18 protein-coding genes are annotated in these 17,763 nt (G+C 70.9%); 5 read left to right on the forward strand and 13 right to left on the reverse strand.

The features are described 5' to 3' along the window. Positions 1-207: 207 nt before the first annotated feature. The 6 genes from ACSHWB_RS41545 to ACSHWB_RS41570 form a co-directional block, all read right to left on the reverse strand. Positions 208-1,653, reverse strand: a complete 1,446-nt coding sequence (locus ACSHWB_RS41545) for a cryptochrome/photolyase family protein (protein ID WP_439658809.1) — start codon at positions 1,651-1,653, stop codon at positions 208-210. Between the two features lie 25 nt (positions 1,654-1,678). Beyond that, the gene (locus ACSHWB_RS41550) at positions 1,679-3,202 is read right to left on the reverse strand and encodes an FAD-dependent oxidoreductase (RefSeq protein WP_439658810.1); all 1,524 of its coding nucleotides are present in this window, start codon (positions 3,200-3,202) and stop codon (positions 1,679-1,681) included. Continuing rightward, positions 3,199-3,891 (reverse strand): class I SAM-dependent methyltransferase, encoded by a 693-nt coding sequence (locus ACSHWB_RS41555; RefSeq protein ID WP_439658811.1) that lies wholly within the window; start codon positions 3,889-3,891, stop codon positions 3,199-3,201. Before ACSHWB_RS41555 ends, ACSHWB_RS41550 begins: the two co-directional genes overlap by 4 nt. Next, the gene (locus ACSHWB_RS41560) at positions 3,878-4,195 is read right to left on the reverse strand and encodes a lycopene cyclase domain-containing protein (RefSeq protein ID WP_439664764.1); all 318 of its coding nucleotides are present in this window, start codon (positions 4,193-4,195) and stop codon (positions 3,878-3,880) included. Before ACSHWB_RS41560 ends, ACSHWB_RS41555 begins: the two co-directional genes overlap by 14 nt. Next, positions 4,188-4,514 (reverse strand): lycopene cyclase domain-containing protein, encoded by a 327-nt coding sequence (locus ACSHWB_RS41565; RefSeq protein ID WP_402898459.1) that lies wholly within the window; start codon positions 4,512-4,514, stop codon positions 4,188-4,190. The genes ACSHWB_RS41560 and ACSHWB_RS41565 overlap by 8 nt, the downstream gene beginning before the upstream one ends. 93 nt (positions 4,515-4,607) lie before the next feature. Beyond that, positions 4,608-5,069 (reverse strand): hypothetical protein, encoded by a 462-nt coding sequence (locus tag ACSHWB_RS41570; RefSeq protein ID WP_439658812.1) that lies wholly within the window; start codon positions 5,067-5,069, stop codon positions 4,608-4,610. Between the two features lie 205 nt (positions 5,070-5,274). Here ACSHWB_RS41570 and ACSHWB_RS41575 point away from each other — a divergent pair, with 205 nt between their 5' ends. Next, positions 5,275-5,862, forward strand: coding sequence for a histidine phosphatase family protein (locus tag ACSHWB_RS41575; RefSeq protein WP_439658813.1), 588 nt, complete (start codon positions 5,275-5,277; stop codon positions 5,860-5,862). Between the two features lie 75 nt (positions 5,863-5,937). Here ACSHWB_RS41575 and ACSHWB_RS41580 read toward each other — a convergent pair whose 3' ends face one another. Genes ACSHWB_RS41580 through ACSHWB_RS41590 form a run of 3 tightly spaced genes read right to left on the reverse strand, consistent with a single transcriptional unit; the run spans position 5,938 to position 8,938 of the window. After that, on the reverse strand, positions 5,938-7,272 hold the full coding sequence (locus tag ACSHWB_RS41580; RefSeq protein WP_439658814.1) for a PEP/pyruvate-binding domain-containing protein: 1,335 nt from the start codon (positions 7,270-7,272) through the stop codon (positions 5,938-5,940). Next, a complete protein-coding gene (locus ACSHWB_RS41585; RefSeq protein WP_439658815.1) occupies positions 7,260-7,865 on the reverse strand; it encodes a transcriptional regulator in 606 nt (201 codons plus the stop codon). The genes ACSHWB_RS41580 and ACSHWB_RS41585 overlap by 13 nt, the downstream gene beginning before the upstream one ends. Next, entirely contained in the window at positions 7,862-8,938 is a 1,077-nt protein-coding gene (locus ACSHWB_RS41590) for a TetR/AcrR family transcriptional regulator (RefSeq protein WP_439658816.1), read from the reverse strand. Before ACSHWB_RS41590 ends, ACSHWB_RS41585 begins: the two co-directional genes overlap by 4 nt. Positions 8,939-9,098: 160 nt before the next feature. Here ACSHWB_RS41590 and ACSHWB_RS41595 point away from each other — a divergent pair, with 160 nt between their 5' ends. After that, positions 9,099-9,944 (forward strand): NAD-dependent epimerase/dehydratase family protein, encoded by an 846-nt coding sequence (locus tag ACSHWB_RS41595; protein WP_439658817.1) that lies wholly within the window; start codon positions 9,099-9,101, stop codon positions 9,942-9,944. On the opposite strand, the gene ACSHWB_RS41600 is transcribed toward ACSHWB_RS41595, so the two are convergent. Together ACSHWB_RS41600 and ACSHWB_RS41605 are read right to left on the reverse strand one after the other, a co-directional pair. Beyond that, complete coding sequence (locus ACSHWB_RS41600) at positions 9,945-10,106, reverse strand: hypothetical protein (protein ID WP_439658818.1); 162 nt, start codon at positions 10,104-10,106, stop codon at positions 9,945-9,947. A gap of 10 nt (positions 10,107-10,116) precedes the next feature. Continuing rightward, positions 10,117-10,590 (reverse strand): Lrp/AsnC family transcriptional regulator, encoded by a 474-nt coding sequence (locus ACSHWB_RS41605; protein WP_439658819.1) that lies wholly within the window; start codon positions 10,588-10,590, stop codon positions 10,117-10,119. Between the two features lie 112 nt (positions 10,591-10,702). On the opposite strand from ACSHWB_RS41605, the gene ACSHWB_RS41610 reads away from it, so the two are divergent. Then, entirely contained in the window at positions 10,703-11,932 is a 1,230-nt protein-coding gene (locus ACSHWB_RS41610) for an APC family permease (RefSeq protein ID WP_439658820.1), read from the forward strand. Here ACSHWB_RS41610 and ACSHWB_RS41615 read toward each other — a convergent pair. Next, positions 11,905-12,576: a hypothetical protein gene (locus tag ACSHWB_RS41615; RefSeq protein ID WP_439658821.1), complete on the reverse strand. Its 672-nt coding sequence runs from the start codon at positions 12,574-12,576 to the stop codon at positions 11,905-11,907. The two genes, ACSHWB_RS41610 and ACSHWB_RS41615, sit on opposite strands and share 28 nt — an antisense overlap. A gap of 137 nt (positions 12,577-12,713) precedes the next feature. Between ACSHWB_RS41615 and ACSHWB_RS41620 the strand changes: the two genes are divergently transcribed. Then, a complete protein-coding gene (locus tag ACSHWB_RS41620; protein WP_439658822.1) occupies positions 12,714-14,672 on the forward strand; it encodes a sensor histidine kinase in 1,959 nt (652 codons plus the stop codon). Next, complete coding sequence (locus tag ACSHWB_RS41625; RefSeq protein WP_439658823.1) at positions 14,660-15,292, forward strand: response regulator transcription factor; 633 nt, start codon at positions 14,660-14,662, stop codon at positions 15,290-15,292. Before ACSHWB_RS41620 ends, ACSHWB_RS41625 begins: the two co-directional genes overlap by 13 nt. A 19-nt stretch (positions 15,293-15,311) precedes the next feature. On the opposite strand, the gene ACSHWB_RS41630 is transcribed toward ACSHWB_RS41625, so the two are convergent. Continuing rightward, on the reverse strand, positions 15,312-17,627 hold the full coding sequence (locus ACSHWB_RS41630) for a DUF7617 domain-containing protein (protein WP_439658824.1): 2,316 nt from the start codon (positions 17,625-17,627) through the stop codon (positions 15,312-15,314). Between the last annotated feature and the right edge of the window lie 136 nt (positions 17,628-17,763).

A 17,763-nucleotide genomic window follows, 5' to 3' on the forward strand; every position in this document is an offset into this window, starting at 1 on the left:
GGAAGTCCTGTCCGAAACGACGGACTACCCCCCACCCCCGAACTTGAGCGTGCCCGGCTCAAGTCTAGAACCGCACGCGGGGACCTTTCGTACTGTCAGAGCACACGCGGGGACCCCGCGTACTGCAAAAAAAGAGCGTGCCGGGCCCCTTGTGACCCATCGGGAACTGGACCCGACGGGCCGGGGACAGAACTTCTCGCCAGGTGCTTAGAAGAGGTCGCGGTCGCGTTCCCGCACGCGCACCTCGTCCAGTTCCGCGATGCGCCGCAGCCCCTGCACGGCCCTCGCCATGCGGTGGTTCCCGCTCACCTGGGCCTCGTGCCGGTCGAGCCACGCCCAGTAGCCCGCGGTGAACGGGCACGCACGCTCGCCCGTGCGCCGCTTCGGGTCGAACCAGCACGTGCCGCAGTGGTCCGTCATCCGGTTCAGGTAGGCACCCCCGCTGAGGTACGGCTTGGTCGCGATCACGCCGCCGTCCGCGTGCTGGCTCATCCCGATGACGTTGACCGGCATCACCCACGGGAAACCGTCCACGAAGGACGTGACGAACCAGTCGTTGAGCGCTGCCGGGTCGTAACCTCGTTGCAGCGCGTGGTTCCCCAGCACCATCAGTCGTTGGATGTGGTGCACCCAGCCGTGGTCGCGGACGCCTTCCAGGGCTGTCCGCAGGCACGCCGCGCGCACCATGGACGGCCGCAGCTCCGCCCACCACGACGGCAGCCCCGCGGTGGCCTGGAAGTCGTTGCGCCGCAGGTAGTCCGGGCCGAGGTGCCAGTACAGCTGCCACACGTACTCGCGCCAGCCGAGCACCTGCCGGACGAACCCCTCGACGCTCGCGAGTGGCGCGGCGCCGTCGCGGTAGGCGTCCTCCGCCGCGTAGACGACCTCCAGCGGGTGCAGGAGCCCGTGGTTGAGCGGCACCGACAGCAGCGAGTGCGCCATCGTCCAGTCCTTGGTCAGGACGGCGTCCTCGTGCGGGCCGAAGTGCGGGAGGCGGTCGCGCAGGAAGACCTCCAGCGCCGTGAGCGCCTCCTCCCGCGTGATGGCGAAGCGGCGCGGGCCGTCCCTGCCCACCGCGGGCAGGTCCATCGCGTCGAGGTCGGCGCGCACCTGCGCGTCGATGTCGTCCTCCTCCGGCCACCACGGCGCCGGCACGCCGAGCCTCCCGCGTTTCGGCGGGGGTTCGCGGTTCTCGGCGTCGAAGTTCCACCGGCCGCCCACCGGGACGTCGCCCTCCATCAGCACGTCGAAGCGGGTGCGCTGGTAGCGGTAGAAGTCCTCCATCAGGAACCGCTCGCGCGGCCCCGCCCACGCGGTGAACTCGTCGCGGGACAACGCGAACGCGGGGGTGGGCAGCACCTGCACGCCGAGTTCGGTCAGCATCCTGTGCGCGGGGGCGGAACCCGGCTGGTAGGCGACCAGTGGACGGTCGAGCTCACGAATCGCCTCGCGATAGGTGTTCGCGCGCACGAGGGTGATGCGATCGGGGAACTCGGCGGCGAGATGGCGCATGCCGGACAGCACCAGGTGCAGCTTCTGGCGGTGGTACGGCTTGCGGCGCAACGCGGTGGCCGACTCGATCAGCACGATCTCGTCGTGTCCTGAGTGGAACTGCGGTCCGAGCTGGTCGCCGAACAGCAACAGTGTCGTCACCGATCACCTGGTTCCCGCGCGGCGCTCACAGCGTCCTCCAGCGCCGGGCAACTGATCGCAGCAGCGGCACCCGGCCCTCGAGCGGCACGGTCCACAGGTCGGTGCCCGCGACGCCCCAGCGGCTCAGCAGGTGGTTGGCCGCGGCGAACCCCGTGGTGGCGGCGCGTTCCATGAGTGCGACGGGCAGGTCGATGCGCACCAGGTCACCCGCGACCACCAGGAAGTCGTCCGGTGTCCGCACCCCCGGCCGGTTCGCGTAACCACCGGCGGGGAACAGCGGGCAGTCCTCGCGCAGCTCGTGCCGTTCGTCGACCACCCCCGCCCGCTTGGTCTCCGGGTACACCTCGGTGAGCTGCTGCCAGAGCCGGGCGCGCGCCGACCGTTCGTCCACATCGGACGGAAGTGCGTAGCCGTGCAGTTCCACGACGGAGCCGCCCGTGCGGGCCGCCCACGCCCGTGCCTCGTGTTCGTAGTGGTCGAGAACACTGATGTTGTCCAGCAGGTCGTGCCCGCCGGTGCCGAGGAAGCCCGGCCGGTCCGCGTCCACGGGGGTGTCCAGCCAGTACCGCGACACGAGGAACCGGGGCGCGGTGCGCAGCCCGCCGACCTTCTCGCGCCACCCGGCGTCACCGAGCGTCGGCGACTCGCCGACGAGTGACCGCAGACCCGCGACGTCCGCGGCGAGCACCACGGCGTCCGCCTCGATCGCACCGTCGCCGATGGTGACGGAGAACCGCTTCTGCTCGCCCGGCAGCACGGACCTGACCTGCACGCCCGTGCACACCGTCGCGCCCAGCAGGGCGAGGTGGCGCCGGAGCGGCTCCCACAGCCCGTGCGGGAACGGGTCCGCGGCCACGTCGAACAGCAATCCCTCGCCGGAGCCGAGGAAGTAGATGTGGAACATCACCGCGAGCTCCGCGGCCGACATGCGCGTGGGGTGGGCGAAGAAGCTTCGAGAGAACACCTCGAAGGCGAGGGCGTGCGCGGCCTCCGGGAAGCGGATGCGTTCCAGGTAGGTCGCGGCGTCGATGCCGTCGAGCTCCTCGTACACCCGCGGCACCGACACGTCGAGCAACGACAGCGCGGCCCGTGCGTTCACGTCGGGCAGGTCGCGCCAGCGGAACGTGGGGCTGCTGCGGAGGAAGGCGAGCGCGTTCCACGGCACGGCCGTGGGGAGGTTCGCGAACCCGTCCCGATGGCCCGACGCGTGCTGCAGCGGGTAGTCCGGCAGTCCGACGAGGGCCCGTCCGGTCGGGTCTACGCGCTTGAGCAGGGCCCGGAGGTTGTAGTACTGCCGGAAGAACGCGTGGAAGCCGCGCGTCATCGTGGCGTCGCTGCCGTCCGCAAGCCTGGTGCTCCAGCCGCCGACGCGTCCGCCGAGGTAGTTCTCCCGTTCGCACAGCACGACCTGGGCCCCGCGCTCGGCCAGCAGCGTCGCCGCGGAGAGCCCGGCGATGCCCCCGCCCACCACGGCGACCACGGGCGCGTCCCCGTCGAACTGCGCACGCCCGACCGGCGCCGGGATCCGTACGGCCTTGCGGTCCCTCATGGCTGCACCTGTTCCGGCACGTGCCCGCGGAAGGTGTGCACGACGCCGAGCTGCAGGCCCGGTATCGGAGCACTGCGCACTCCGACGAAGTCGTTGCGCCGCAGGCGGTCTCGCAGCGCCGTCGCCCCGTCGAAGTCCATCACGCTGCGCCACAGGTACGTGTACAGCGAACGGTCGCCGGTGGCGAGCCAGCCCGCCGGCACGATGAACCCGCACAGCACCGTCCACAGTGCCGTGCTGAGCATCGAGTCCCGCACCGAATACTCGTGCAGCACCAGCGTTCCACCGGGTTTCAGCATGGTCCGGATCCGGCTCAGCGTCGCGTCCGGCTCGGGCAGGTTGCGCACGAGGTAGGCGGCGAACACCGCGTCGAACGGCCCCTCGTCCACGTCCTCCGCCCTGCTGTGCACGAACCTCACCGTCTCCGGCCAGCGCTTCTCCCGCGCCCGCTCGATCATGCCCGCCGAGGCGTCGACGGCGACGATCTCCACACCGGGCGCGGCGGCGACCAGGGCGGCCGTGGAGGCGCCGGTGCCGCAGCCGAGGTCGAGCACCCGCATCCCGGGACGCAGGCCGAGCGCCCGCGCGGAGCGGCGCAACGCCTGGTGGTAGCCGGGGTTGAGCCCGACGAGGAAGTCGTAACCGCGTGCCGCGCGGTCGAACTTCGCCGGCACCTCAAGCTTGTTCACGCGCGACCCTTCCCCGTTCCCACAACAACAACACGGCGGTGACCATGGCGAACCCGTAGAGGAAGTCCTCCACCGGGATGTCCCACGGCACCCGCACCCCGCTGATCGCCCAGTCCGCGTACAGCACGATGGGCGCGTCGAGCCTCGTCAGCCATCCGTCCACCGGCACCTGGAACCCGAGCACGATCACCATCGTGATCCAGTAGGCGGGCCTGGTGAACAAACCGGTGCGCAGCAAGCAGAACTCCAGCAACAGCACCACGACCACCGCCGTGATCGCGGCGAACGAGTACTCCTCAACCATCACGCAACCAACGTTCCGAACGTCCGCGGACGGCCTCGTAGGTCAGCACCGCGCAGAGCGGGATCGCCAGGAAGAACAGGACTTCCTCGATCGGCAGCACCCCGCCGATCAGCACGCCCGTCGTCGCCTCGGGGTGAAAACTCCAGTGCCCGCGCAGGATGGCGACAACATCCCAAACAGCCAGGACGAGCAACACAGGTGCGATGGCACGCGCCAGGTCCGGAGCACGGCGGTACACGCCACGTCCCATCCACTCCAGCGGCACCGTGATGAGCACGCACACGCCCAGCACCACCAAGTATTCGTACTGGCTTCGCATCACCGACCTCCCACGACGACCGTATGGGCGGCACGGCGAGTCTGCACAACGGCAGAAGAACATTCCTTGCGATGGGACGGCGTTCCACTGTGGTCAGGTCGTCTCCGCCTTGGAGATCGCGTAGTAGGCGTCCACGGTGTCACCGTCGATGCCCACGAAGGCGTCGATCCACGAGGCCGCGGCACGCACCAGCACCAGCAGCGCGTCGAACCGCTGCTCCTCCCCCAGCACGCCCAGCACCACCACGACACGCCCGTCGTCACCGCACGCCAGTCCGCTCAACACCTCGGAGGCCGCCTCGACCGCCTGCGCGCTGGTCCGGTCACCGGGCGTCGCCGGCACGGACACCGGAATGCGGACGGACGGATTCAGCGACCCACGCGGCACACCGCGCAGCAGAACCGCCGCGCACGTGTCGATCGCGACCATCCTCGTCCGCTCCTCCGAAGCCAGGCACCGCACGGCTTCGATGGACCACGGGTGGTCACGTCTGTTGATCGCGCCCATCGCGGCCAGGGTCACTTCCCTGGCCTGCACGTCGTCGAGCCGCTGCATCGACTCCCTGCCTCCTCCACAGTCGGCCCCGACTGGAATGCGCCCCCGCGCACGACTTTTGTCGCACCTACTGAGACATGGTCGAACGGCCTCAAACACGCTGCATGACGAGTGGCCCGCAGTTCACCCGTCCGCACCAGCGCAGTCGGTCTACGCACTCAGATGTTGCTAACATCCGAATGTTGACAACCTCGGAAAGGGCGACATGGCGACCAGACACCTCCACGTGGTCCGGCACGGCGCGGCGGACCCGTTCGGCGAGCTCACCGCCACCGGCGCCCGGCAAGCGCACCTGCTGGGCGAGCGCCTGGCCCGCCTGCCGATCGACACCGTCTGGCACTCGCCCCTGACCAGAGCCGCCCGCACCGCCGAGATCCTGGGCGAACACCTGCCAGGCGTCGACGTTCGGGAGGCCCCCGAACTGGCCGACCACGTACCGCACGTGCCAGCCGATCCCCCACCCGCGTGGGCAGGCTTCTTCGACGGCTACGACACGGCGGAAGCCTCCGCCGGCGCACTCCTGGCGGAGGCCTTGACCAGCCGGTTCGCCCGCCCCGCCGACACCGAGCGCCACGAGGTCCTGGTCACCCACGCCTACCAGGTGGCCTGGCTGGTACGGCACGCCCTCGGCGCGCCCGCGGACCGGTGGCTGGCGATGAGCTGCGGCAACGCCGCGCTGACGGCGCTCCAGTTCCGCGAGGGCTCGCCGCCGGCCCTGCTGCTGTACAACGACATGAGCCATCTCCCGGCGGAGCTGCGCTGGACGGGGTTCGGACCGGGCACCCGGCCCTGAGGCCGAGCCGCCGCGGGGGCGCGGACGTCACGGAAGGCACGCTCCCGCACGGCTGGTCCACGACCAGAATCCCGCCTACCGCCTCCGCAGCACTGCCTGCGCGGCCTCGAGTCGCTCGGTCTCCTCCCGCGCGGACCTGTCCCCCGACACCTCGTCGGCCCACTCCAGCAACCGGTGCAGACTCTCGTCCGCCCCACCCACGACAACGCGTGCCATCCCAGCGGCAACAGCTCCGCTGCTGCCGTCGATGGTGACCGTGGCGCCCACCCCGACGGTGTGCCCGCCCACGGACACCGAGTCGCAAGCCACCACGAGGTCAGCCACCCCCACGACAGCAGGCTTTCCTATGGAACGCGCCACCACGGCCGCGTGGCTCGCCGGGCCTCCCCGCGCGGTGACGATGCCGGTGGCCGCTGCCAGGCCGCGGATGTCGTCCGGCGACGTCTCCGGCCGCACCAGCACCACCGGACCGTCGGCGGCCATGCGGACCGCCTCGTCCGCCGTGACCGCCACGCGACCCGAGGCCACCCCAGGGCACACGCCCAGCCCGCGCGCGATGACGTTGGCCTCCGGGGCGATGCGAGGGGTGCGGACGTGGCGGAGGTGCTGCGGTGACACGCGGAGCAGCGCCGCGGAACGGTCGATCACGTGCTCGTCGGCCAGGTCGGTGGCCAGGCGGACGGCCGCTGCTCCACCGAACCGGGCCGGGCGAACCTGGAGCAGCCACAGTTCGCCCGACTCGTAGGTGAACTCGACGTAGCAGGCGTCGCGGCAATGCTGTTCGAGGCGGCGCAGTGCGGCCAGGAGGTCTTGCCACACAAGGGGTTCGCGGTCGGCGAGCGAAGACAGGGGGTGGGTCAGGACGCGGCCCGAGACGACGTCGGAGCCCTGATGTCCGAAGAGGACTTCGCCGAACGGGGTGTTCTCGCCGGTGTCCGGGTTGCGGCTGAACGCCACGCCGGAGCCGCTGTGGGCGTCGCGGTCGCCGAACACCATGCGTTGCACGATGACGGCGGTGCCGAGGTCGTGCGGGATGTCGTTGAGGGTGCGGTAGGTGCGGGCGCGGGGTGTGTTCCAGGACGAGAACACCGACTTCAGCGCCTGGTCCAGGGCGTCGGGGGTCACGTCGAGGTTGAGGATCGTGTCCATCATGCCCGGCATCGACACGGCGGCGCCGGAGCGCACGGAGACCGGCGTTCCGAGTGGGGTTACGGCGGCCGCTAGTTCGGTGCTGAGGCCGTCGGGCAGGTGGCCGTCGCGGAGGAACGCGCGGCAGGCGTCGGTGGTGACGACCACAGCGGCGGGCACCGGCAGGCCCAGGCGGTGCAGCAGCACCAGGCCGGAGGCCTTGCCGCCCAGCAACTCCGGTGGTTCGTCGACGAAGGCGGAGAGGTGTCTCACCCAACCCATCGTGCGATCCCCAGGGTTGCCAGGAGGTCCTCATGCAGTTCCGCCCAGATCGTGTGGAATGACGCGATCGTGTCGGCCAGGTACTCCAGTTCGCCTGCCTGGGCGCGGGCGAGGGCTTCGGACAGGCGGGTTTCGTAGCGGCCGAACCTGGGGGCTGCCAACGACAGTGCGGTGATGACCACGGAGGCGCGTTCGTGGAAGTCGGTGAACAGAGCCAGGACGCGAGCGTCGTAGGCGGTGTCGCTGTGGTCGTTGATCGTCGTCACGCCGTCGACGGAGCGGACCTGCCACGCCGTGCACAGGTCGAGCAGTTCGGGGTTGAGCACCAGGAACGCGTCGAACGCCTCCGCCAGTGCGGGGCGGGTGCCGGCCGAGTCCAGCTCGGCGCTGGTCCAGGAGGCGTCGGCGGCCCGGCCCGAGTAGGTGAGCGCCCAGCCGCCGAAACCCCTGTGGTGCGTGACGAGGCCGGCCACCGCGAGGTCGATCAGTTCAGACTCCACTTCGGACTCTTCCAGCCCGGTGAACGACGCCACGCGGGTGAGGCCGCTCGTGCCTACGCAGCGCAACGCGTGCAGCACCTGGTCCCCGCTCACGACGTCGCCTCCCGTCGGCGGGCTCCTGCGGCGTGGCCGGCACCTCGGCCGTGGGACCGGGCGACGATCATGCCGCCGCGCACGCTGACCGCGGACTCGGTCTCGTCGCCGGGATCCGTGACGCCGATCGAGGACGCCACCGCGGCGTCGTCGTCCAGCACCAGCCGGACGTGCTGCCAGACGTCGGGCGCGAACACCTTCCGCAGACAGCCGACGGCGTCGGTCACCCGCAGCCGGACCAGGCGACCGGTCTCGTCCGGGTCGCTCGTGACCACGGCCAGGACGACCTGTTCGCCGGGCTTGGCTGAGCGAACCGCCTCCTCGGCCGCACCGAGCCGGTTCGCACCCAGCACCACCAGCAGGCCGTTCGTCAGGTCGACCTGGTCGCCGCTGATCTGGTCCACCAGGCCGTCCGGGATGGTCCAGGCATCCGAGCACGCCTGCGCCGGAGCGACGTACGGCAGGTGCGGCGGTGCCCACGTGTCCGGCAGGTCGATCTCGGCCAGGTGCCTGCACGCGTGCGCCACGTCGAACGGGTCGCCGAACCCCGGTGTCGTCTCGGCGCGATGGCCCGCGCCGTCGAGCATCGTCAGCACGAGCTCGGCCAGGCGCACCCGCCGGAACGGCGCGCCGCGTTCCAGGGCGATGGCCAGCAGCAACGCCTCCACTCGGGCGAGATGTGCCAGCACCGCCGGGCGGTGCTCGTCCTCGAACACGCCGTCCAGCGACCGCAGCTGCAGACGCCCACCCGGCGCCGAGTCGCCCACCAGCGGCAGCCGTTCGAGCCACACCCTCGCGAACACGCCCAGCGCGTCGACCCTCGACGACGGCGACACCACCGCCTGCGGTTCGTCCTCGGCGGCCTTCCCGACCAGGTCGATCAGCACCGCCAGGTAGAGGGCGCGCTTGCTCGGGAAGTTCGAGTACACCGCGCCGCGTGTCAGCTCGGCGCGTTCGGCGATCCGGTCGACCTTCGCCGGCACGAAACCGTGCTCCGCGAACTCCTCCCGCGCCGCCGCCAGCACCGCGGCACGCGTGCGCGCCTGCTGCTGCACCCGAGTCAGCCGAACCATCGCCGCTCCCGTCGAACACATCTGAGATGTTGTCATCATCCAGATTACCTGAACTTCCGAGAGCCTGATGCCCGGCGGGTATCGGGTACGACGAAGCAGGTCTTGGACGGTTCGCCGGGATCAGCAGAGGCTGGAGACACCACCAGGAAAGGAACCAGCGATGAAGGTGTTCATCACCGGAGCGTCGGGCTACATCGGCAAGGCCACCGTGGCCGCGCTGCTGAACGAAGGTCACTTCGTGGAGGCGCTCGCCCGCACCGAGGCGTCGGCGAAGACCGTCAGCGAGGCCGGCGCGACGCCCGTGCGCGGCGGACTGGCCGACCTCGACGTCCTCACCGCGGCGGCGGCCCGCGCGGACGCCGTGATCCACCTCGCCCAGGCCGACAGCGCCGAGGCCGACCTCGCCGCCGCGACCGCGATGCAGGACGGCGCCGGCGAAGGCACCTACGTCCACACGGGCGGCACCTGGGTCTACGGCGACACCGACGGCATCGCCGACGAGGAAGCCCCGTGGAACCCGCCGGCCCTCGTCGCCTGGCGCGAGGCGGTCGAGGAGAAGGTGCTCGCGCGCGGCCGGTCGGCCGTGATCAGGCCAGGCCTGTTGTACGGCAGGGAGAACCGCCTGATCGACGTCTTCTTCACCCAGCCGGGCAAGGAGTCCGGCGCGATCCCCTACATCGGCGACGGCACGAACCACTGGTCGCTCGTGCACGTCGACGACCTCGCGGACCTGTACGTCAAAACCCTGGCCGCCAAGGCGGGAGCGGTGTACGTCGGCGTCGGCGGCGTGGACCCGACGGCACGCGAGATCGCCACCGCGATCAGCAACGGCGCCGGCCTGGATGGCAAGACCATCTCACTCCCCCTGGAAGACGCCCGCGCGCAGATGGGACCGATCGCGGACGCCTTCGCGCTGGACCAGCGGTTCACCCCGGCACGCGCCCAGCGCGAGCTGAACTGGACACCCCGGCACACCGACCCGCTCGCGATCCTCGCGCTGGGCTGATCAGAGCGGCTTCGGCGCGGCCGGCAGGCCCGTGAACACGGCGGAGATCAGCCGCCGCCCCTGGGCCACACCGGCGTCGTTGTTCGGGACGCGCCACAGGAAGCTCATCAGCATGATGAGACGGCCGAGAGCCTCCTCGCGCACGGTGTCGTGCACGCGCACCAGGCCGGGTTCACCTCAGGTGGTCGACCGGTAGAGGACCTCGGGAACGCATCGTCCTGATGGCGAAGGAGCTGCGCACGTCGACCACCGCCGGGATGGCCAGGACGTGGGCCAGCAGCAACGGCTCGTAGGACGGCAGGTCGGGGAGCACGCCCTCGGCGAAGAAGTCGGCCGATCCCGTCACCAGGTGGCACGCCACCACGGCCGGGATCGCGAGCAGGGCGTCCTCCACCTCCCGCGCGGTCTCGGCGGAGTGGCCGTTGACCTTGAGCTCCAGGAAGACCGTGAGCCCGAGGCCGGCCTTGGACCGGTCCAGCTCGGCCCGGTAGCCCGCGATGATCCCGGCGCTCTCCAGCGCGCGAACCCGGCGCAGGCAGGCGGACGGCGAGAGGCGCACGGCCTCGGCGAGCTCGTTGTTGGGCATCCGGCCGTCGGTCTGGAGCCGGCGCAGGATCGCCCGGTCGACGGCGTCGAACCTGTCCATGTGCACAGTATTCGACGATCGCCAGAATTCACGCAACCCAGTTGCACGTAACGGGCCTAGCGCGCTTCATCTTCGCAGCGGCTGTCTCGCCCAGCGCTCAAGAATTCAGGGCATGTCCTCACCACTCACCGTGTCGCGCGGCTCAGCGATGTACGTCGGCGCCCTGCTGGGCCCCGGCCTGCTGGTGCTGCCCGGCCTGACCGCGGCCATCGCCGGTCCGGCGTCCGTCCTGACCTGGGCCGCCCTGCTCGTGCTGTCCGGCCTGCTGGGCTGGGTGTTCGCCGCGCTCGGCATCCGCGTGCCCTCCGCGACGGGCGTCCGGGGTTACGTCGCGCTCGGCCTCGGCGGCAGGGCGGCCACGGCGACGTCCTGGACGTTCCTCGCCGGGATCATCACCGGCACCCCGATCGTCTGCGTGATCGGCGGCAGCTACGTCGCCGAGCTCGCCGGTGCGGGCCGGGTCACGGCGTGCCTGATCGCCGTCGTGATCATGCTCGCCGTCCTGGTCATCACGTCCCGCGGCCTGCGCACGTCGTCGGCCATCCAGTTCGGACTCGTGCTGCTGCTCATCGCGGTCGTGGCGATCAGCGTCGCGGGCGGGGCGTTCGCGGCCGACTCCGCGAACTGGACGCCCTTCGCCCCGCACGGCTGGGCGGCGATCGGCACCGCCGCCGCGCCGCTGATGCTGTCGTTCGTCGGCTGGGAGGCCGCCGCGCCCCTGACCGCGAGGCTGACGGACCCGCGGCGCCAACTCCCCCGCATCGTCGCGATCACGCTGGCCGTGACCAGCCTGCTCTACCTGTCGCTGGCCGCCGTGACCGTGGCGGCGCTGGGCCCGGACGCCGGCAGCTCCACACCGGTCGCGAAGCTCCTGGTGCTCGCGGTCGGCCCGGCCGGCGTGGTGCTGGCGGGCGTCTCGGCGGTCGTCCTCACCATCGGCACCGTCAACGCCTACGTCTCGGGCGCGGGGACTTTGGCGCGCACCCTCACGTCCCAGGGCGACCAGGACACACCGCCACGCTGGCTGAACGTCGCGATCCTCGCGTCCGGTGGCGTGCTGATCAGCCTGCTCGGCGCCGGAGTTCTCGAACTGGAGTCGCTGGTGGCCGTGCCGAGCGCGATGTTCCTGGTGGTGTACCTCGGATGTACGGCGGCCGCCTGGCGACTGCTGCCCGGTGGGGTGCGCATCGCCGCGGCGGCTGCGTTCGTCCTCGTCCTCGCGATCCTGGCCTTCACCTCGACCGCGGCCGTGCCGGCTGTCGTCGTGGCGGGAGTCGCCTGGCTGGCGACTCCGCGCGCACGACCGGTCCCCGATCACTCAGCCGCGCGCCAGGCGTGGTAACCGAGCCCGATCGCGCCCACCGCCATCGGGATGCTGGTCAGCAGACCGGCCAGACCGTTGCCGGGCACGACGAACGTGATCACGATGAACAGCTGCAGGACGGGCACCCACTTCGGCACGGCGTGCGAGCGGACGAGGCCGACGCACTGCAGCACGGTGCCCAGCAACACCAGCACGGCACCGGGAACCATGAACGCGAACAGGGTGGCGCTGTTGTTGGCCGCCTGCACCACCGCCTCGCCCGCCGCCGCGCCGACGCCGGGGTCCGTCGGGTAGAAGTAGGCCGCCGCCCAGCCCGCGACCCCTGCGCCCTGCAGACCGCCGCCGATCCACATGAGAGCGGCACCCCAGGTCGCCCAGGCGCTGCCGCGGCGGCGGACGAGGAACATCGTCGCCAGCGCCTGCAACGGGATGTTGAGGACCTGCATGGCCGAGAGGCCGGTGAGCAGCGCCCACCACAGGTCGCGATCGGCCACGATGTCGGCGTACGAGTAGGTCTCGCCACCGGCCGCGGGCTCCGGCCACAGCAGTCCACCCGCCACCGCGGCGACGGACGTGACACCCAGGACGACCGCGAGGACGGCGACGCGTCCCCGCGTGGAGGTGGCGGCGGTGTCGGGCGCCGCGGTGATGTCGACGGACATGGTCCCTGCCCTTCCGTGGGGATTCAGTGGCCTCATGCAACTGCCGCGGACCCCCTCCCCACATCGGTACCGACCCGGAACCCCATCTCCGTGCTGACACGGAAGCCAGGCCGCCGCACCGGCCTTACCCTGGGGCGATGACATGGCCGCGACCGGCAGGACTGGCTCTACTGGGCGCCTCCGTCCTGATGACGGCGGGCGCGACCTGGCTCCTGTTCCGCGCCCCCAACGACCTGATCGGCGCGTTCGCCGGCCTGGCGACGCTCGGGCTGGCGATGGCCGCGCTGGGCGTGACGATCGAGCTCCGGGTGCGCGCCAACGTCGTCGGCCCGCTGCTCGCCTGGGTCGGCGCGATCGTGGTCTTCCTGGCCGCGCGCGAGGTCTACTACCGAACCTGGCTCGACGACCCAGCTTCGGTCCCGCTGGACCCGCGCGTGGTCGCGCTGCTCAACGAGAGCGGCTGGTGGCTGCTGGCCGCCGTCGCGTTGCTGCTCCTCCACTTCCCGGACGGGACGTTGCCGAGCCGGCGCTGGTCGGTGCTGCCGCCGTTGGTCGTCGTCCTGGCCCTGGCACAGCAGGGACTCGGTGCGGCGCCGAGGGAACCGTTCACCGAACCCATGCAGGGGCTGGCGAAGCCCTGGGGGCCACCGTCCGATGTGGTCAACGCCCTGAGCTACGTGGTGAACATCGGGTTGATCCTCACGGTCCTCGCCGCCGCTGTCTCTCTTGCAGCGAGATTCCGGAAGTCGACTGGAGTCGTGCGGGCGCAGCTCAAGTGGCTCGCGTTCGCCGGGCTCGCCGTGACCGCGTACCCCGTCGTGTGCCTGGCCGAGATCGTCGTGACCGGCCGAAGTGGTGTCGTGGCAACGGTGTTCGGCGTGGTCACGATCGTCGCGCTGTTCTGCTCGGTCGGCGTCGCCATGCTGCGCCACGACCTCTACGACGTGGACCGCGTGCTGGCCGACACGATCAGCTACACGCTCGTCCTGCTGGTCCTCATCGGGGCGTACGCGCTGTCGGCCCTCACCCTCGGCCTCGCCACGGGCCAGGACTCCCCCGCTGCCGCCGCAGGAGCCACCGCGATCTGTGCCGTGCTGCTCACGCCCGTGCGAAGGCGGCTGCAACGGGTGGTCGACCAACGGCTCTTCCCCCGGACCAGGGCGGCGCTGAAAGCCATCGAGGACCTGCAACACCGCGTGCACACGCAGGCCGCCCAGCCGGAAGAGCTCGAGGAGACCCTGCGCACGGCGCTCAAGGACCCGACGCTCCAGGTGGGACAGCTGCTCGCAGCGGGGTTCATCGACGCGAAGGGCGTGCCGGTCAAGGACACCGGGCTCGTCCCGATCACCCTCGGCGGCACGCAGATCGGCGTGCTCGCCTCGTCCGTCACCACTCCCGCCGTGCTGAAGGTCGTCGCCACCGCCGCCGCGAGCCTGGTCGAGGTCGCCCGGCTGCGCGGTGAGCTGGCCACGGCGCTGCGCGAGGTGGAGGCCAGCCGTACCCGGATCATCCAGGCGGGCGACGCCGAACGGCACCGGCTCGAACGCGACCTGCACGACGGCGCCCAGCAACGGCTGGTGTCGCTGGGCATGGCGATGCGGCTCGCCCAGCGGCAGCTGCCCACCGGCTCGGTGGACGTGCACGCCCTGCTCGACCAGGGTGTCGCCGAGCTGGCCACCGCCATCGCCGAGCTCAGGCAGATCGCGCACGGCCTGCGCCCCACCAGTCTCGACGACGGACTGCACAACGCACTCGCCGCGCTCACGAACAAGCTGCCGGTCCCGGTGGCGCTGGAGATCATGTCCGAACCGCTGACCGACGACGTCGCCATCACCGCCTACTACGTCGCCGCCGAGGCGATCACCAACGCCGCCAAGCACGCGCGCGCCAACACGATCACGGTCCGCGTCACGCAACAGGCCGACGAGGTGAACGTGTGGGTGCGGGACGACGGCTGTGGCGGCGCCGACCCACGTGGAGGGTCCGGGCTCGCCGGGCTGGCCGACCGCGTCGCCGCACTGGGCGGGTCGCTGCGGCTCAACAGCAGGCCCGGTGCCGGCACGACGATCCAGGCGGTGCTGCCGTGCGCATCGTGATCGGCGAGGACTCGGCGCTGTTCCGGGAGGGGCTCGCGAGCCTGCTCTCCCACGCGGGCCACGACGTCGTGGGCCGTGCCGCCGACGCGGACACCCTCATCACCGTGGTGGCGGAACAGAATCCCGATCTGGCCATTGTGGACGTCCGGATGCCTCCGGACCTCACCGACGACGGCGCGAAGGCCGCCCGCAAGATCCGTGCCGCCCAACCGGAGGTCGCCATCCTGCTGCTGTCCCAGCACGTCGAGACGAAGCACTCCGTCGACCTGGTGAGCCAGGGCGGGTTCGGGTACCTGCTCAAGGACCGGGTGCTCGACGTCGACGACTTCCTGGAGTCGATCGCCAGGGTCGCCGCCGGAGGATCCGCCCTCGACCCCGAGGTGGTGGGCCGGCTGCTCGGACGGCCCACTACCGGGGCGCTCACCCCGCGCGAACGCGAGGTGCTCGGACTGATGGCCGAGGGCTGCACGAACGTCGCGATCGCGCGGCGGCTCTGGCTGAACGAGCGCACGGTCGAGACCCACATCGGCAGCATCATGGCCAAGCTGGGGCTGGCCGCGAACGTGGAGGAGCACCGCAGGGTTCTCGCCGTCCTGACCTATCTGGCCGAGTACGGCTGATGCTCCTCCACTGGCGCGGTCAGTTCAGGACGCAGAGCAGCGAACAGGCCTTCGCGGAAGACCATTCGCTGTACACGCGGGTCGAGTTGACGGGCGTGTACTTCGCCTTCGCCTTGTTGGTCAAGGGGAAGAGCGACAGCAGCGCGTAGGTCGAGCAGTGGACCTGCTTCGACTCACCCGGCTGCAGCGTGAACGGACCGGTCTGGCAACTGGGTTCCACGTCGTCGACCACGTAGGCGTCGACGATCGGGATCGGGCCGTTGTTCGTCACCGTGACCCTCCAGTACGCGGTCGCGAACAACAGTCCGAGAACGCCCACCGGAGCTTGCTTCACCCACGGCCCGGCGCCGCCCGCCTTGCAGTGGGCCGGTGTGTGCGAACCGCAGATCTCCTTGTTCACCACCACGTTCGGCATGCACGCCGTGCCCGGTGCGACCTGACGGGTCACCGTGTTGGACGAGAAGCCACCGGTCGCGTCGGTTCCGTCCGCGGTGTTCGCGACGGACGTCACCGCGCAGTCCGCGGAGATCGTGGTGCGGAAACACACCTGCGGCGCGTCGCCGGTGAACTCCACGGCCAGCGACGGCTGGTTGCCGCCGCCGAAGTCCGCGGCGTTGTTCAGCACGAGCGACGCCGTGAGGCTCAGCGAGGACGCCGTGACGCCGGCCAGGTCGACCGTGCCGTCCGGGGCGAAACCCGGGACGGTGACGGGGTTTCCGCCACCGTCCACGGCCTTCACGGTGGACGCGCCGAGGTTCACGTTCGCCGGTGTCACCCCGACGAGCCGTGCCTTGGTGTAGGTGGCGGCGTGTTGCTGGCCGTCGCAGTAGAACTGGGACGGGGTGATCGACACGGAGGCGCCGCTGCGGACGCAGGGCGACGCCCCCGTGTCAGGATCCATCGAGAACAGCACGCCCGCGTCGCCCAGCCCGATCATGCACCCGGTGGGAACGTCGTAGGCGTAGCCGTAATCTCTTGTGACACCACCGTTGACGGTGGGATGGGTGATGCGCGTCGGCACTCCTGCACACGACGCTCCCGTGCTCCAGTCGTGGCACACCGCGGCGCCCAGGTACGGGCCGCCCCAGATTCCGATGAAGCTGCGGACGCGGTTGCCGGTGCGGACCACCTCGGGGTTGAACGAGAGGACCCCGCTCTCGAGCCCAGCGAAAGCCGACGGCGAGGGCAGGGCCGAGCCGTCGATCGCGTAGCAGGTGGTGCCGTTCTGGCCGATCGTGCTGGAGCACGCGCCGGTCTCCGCACCGGTTGTGCTGTAGGCGGTGTAGGCGTTGTAGGTGAAGTTGCCGGACGGGCCGATCTGCTTCGGGGAGGCCCAGCCCGCGCACGCCGCGTTGGTGCCGGGATCGAAGCAGCCCATCCTGGGGATGCCGCCGGACGGTGCCGACGAGGCGAAGACCTTGCCCCCGGCGACGGTGAGCGCGCCTTGGTAGTAGCCGCTGAGGTTGGCCGGCACGATCGGCGCGTAGGGCTGGCCGCCGCACGCGCTCTGCGTGGCGACCGTCCAGCACACCACGTTGCCGGAAGTCGAGACGCCGTAGAGGTTTCCGCCGACCTGGACGAGTCCCGCCATCTCGACCGTCTGCCCTGCCTTGGCCATCAGGGGCCAGAACCCGCAGTTGCCGGGCGCGGCGAGGTCGAGGCAGGCGACGCCGATCGAGGACGCCGTGACGGCCGAGTAGTACACGCGGGCGGGATTCGCCTCGTCGCGGACGTACTGCGGTTCGAGCGGACTGCCGATGTCACCGGTGTTGCCCGTGCCGAACGGGCCGGGCGCCGTGTTCAGAGGCTTCGGCCACGGACCGCCCGTGCAGAGCGCACTGGTCGTGAGATCGGTGCACACGAGCTTCGGGGAGGCGGGGCCCAGGTGGTGGTAGACGTTCCACGCCTGCAGGCGGCCGTCCGGCGTGCGGTGCAGGATCGGGGTGAAGCCGTCACCGCCGGTCGAGCTCGCGCTGGCCTGCACGGGTGGCGTCAGGAGGCTGGAGAGGGCCTTGCTGCCGTTGCGCACGTTCGGATGCGTTGCGGTGACGGGGTTTCCCTCGGTGCCGGTCCAGCCGGGCGGTACCTGCAGCGAGCCGGCGAGCAGGGTCTGGCCGGGACCGATGGGGTCGGTGATGGTCGCGGGGCCGTTGGCACCGTTCGCATAGGACACGACCCAGGAGGCGGTGTCTCCGTGGGAGGCGGGATCGGACACGCCCTGCACGGACTTGGTGAGAGTGGACACTGGTGGCTGGGCCGCAACGGGTACGGCGGCGGTGAGCGTGCTGCCAGCGAGCACGCTCGCTAGCACCAGCGCCGGCAAACGTCTTCGCACGAGCGGTGTCCCTTCGAGCGGTGGCGGAATTCGGGAACGGACCGCCGACGCTAGGGACCTCGGCCGCGCTCGAAAAACCCACTCACCCGCGTGCACGGGAGGTCTGCCCCATCAGACCAACGCGACCGCCGGGAAC

Source organism: Lentzea sp. HUAS TT2 (genome assembly GCF_051853195.1).
In the GTDB taxonomy this organism is placed as follows: Bacteria; Actinomycetota; Actinomycetes; order Mycobacteriales; family Pseudonocardiaceae; genus Lentzea.

Coding starts and splice junctions, on each gene's coding strand:
- ACSHWB_RS41595 (WP_439658817.1), top strand. CDS start 9,099: ATGAAGGTGTTCATCACCGGAGCGTCGGGCTACATCGGCAAGGCCACC.
- ACSHWB_RS41620 (WP_439658822.1), top strand. CDS start 12,714: ATGACATGGCCGCGACCGGCAGGACTGGCTCTACTGGGCGCCTCCGTC.
- ACSHWB_RS41580 (WP_439658814.1), bottom strand. CDS start 7,272: ATGGGTTGGGTGAGACACCTCTCCGCCTTCGTCGACGAACCACCGGAG.
- ACSHWB_RS41605 (WP_439658819.1), bottom strand. CDS start 10,590: ATGGACAGGTTCGACGCCGTCGACCGGGCGATCCTGCGCCGGCTCCAG.
- ACSHWB_RS41615 (WP_439658821.1), bottom strand. CDS start 12,576: ATGTCCGTCGACATCACCGCGGCGCCCGACACCGCCGCCACCTCCACG.
- ACSHWB_RS41560 (WP_439664764.1), bottom strand. CDS start 4,195: ATGGTTGAGGAGTACTCGTTCGCCGCGATCACGGCGGTGGTCGTGGTG.
- ACSHWB_RS41590 (WP_439658816.1), bottom strand. CDS start 8,938: ATGGTTCGGCTGACTCGGGTGCAGCAGCAGGCGCGCACGCGTGCCGCG.
- ACSHWB_RS41570 (WP_439658812.1), bottom strand. CDS start 5,069: ATGCAGCGGCTCGACGACGTGCAGGCCAGGGAAGTGACCCTGGCCGCG.
- ACSHWB_RS41565 (WP_402898459.1), bottom strand. CDS start 4,514: ATGCGAAGCCAGTACGAATACTTGGTGGTGCTGGGCGTGTGCGTGCTC.
- ACSHWB_RS41575 (WP_439658813.1), top strand. CDS start 5,275: ATGGCGACCAGACACCTCCACGTGGTCCGGCACGGCGCGGCGGACCCG.
- ACSHWB_RS41550 (WP_439658810.1), bottom strand. CDS start 3,202: ATGAGGGACCGCAAGGCCGTACGGATCCCGGCGCCGGTCGGGCGTGCG.
- ACSHWB_RS41610 (WP_439658820.1), top strand. CDS start 10,703: ATGTCCTCACCACTCACCGTGTCGCGCGGCTCAGCGATGTACGTCGGC.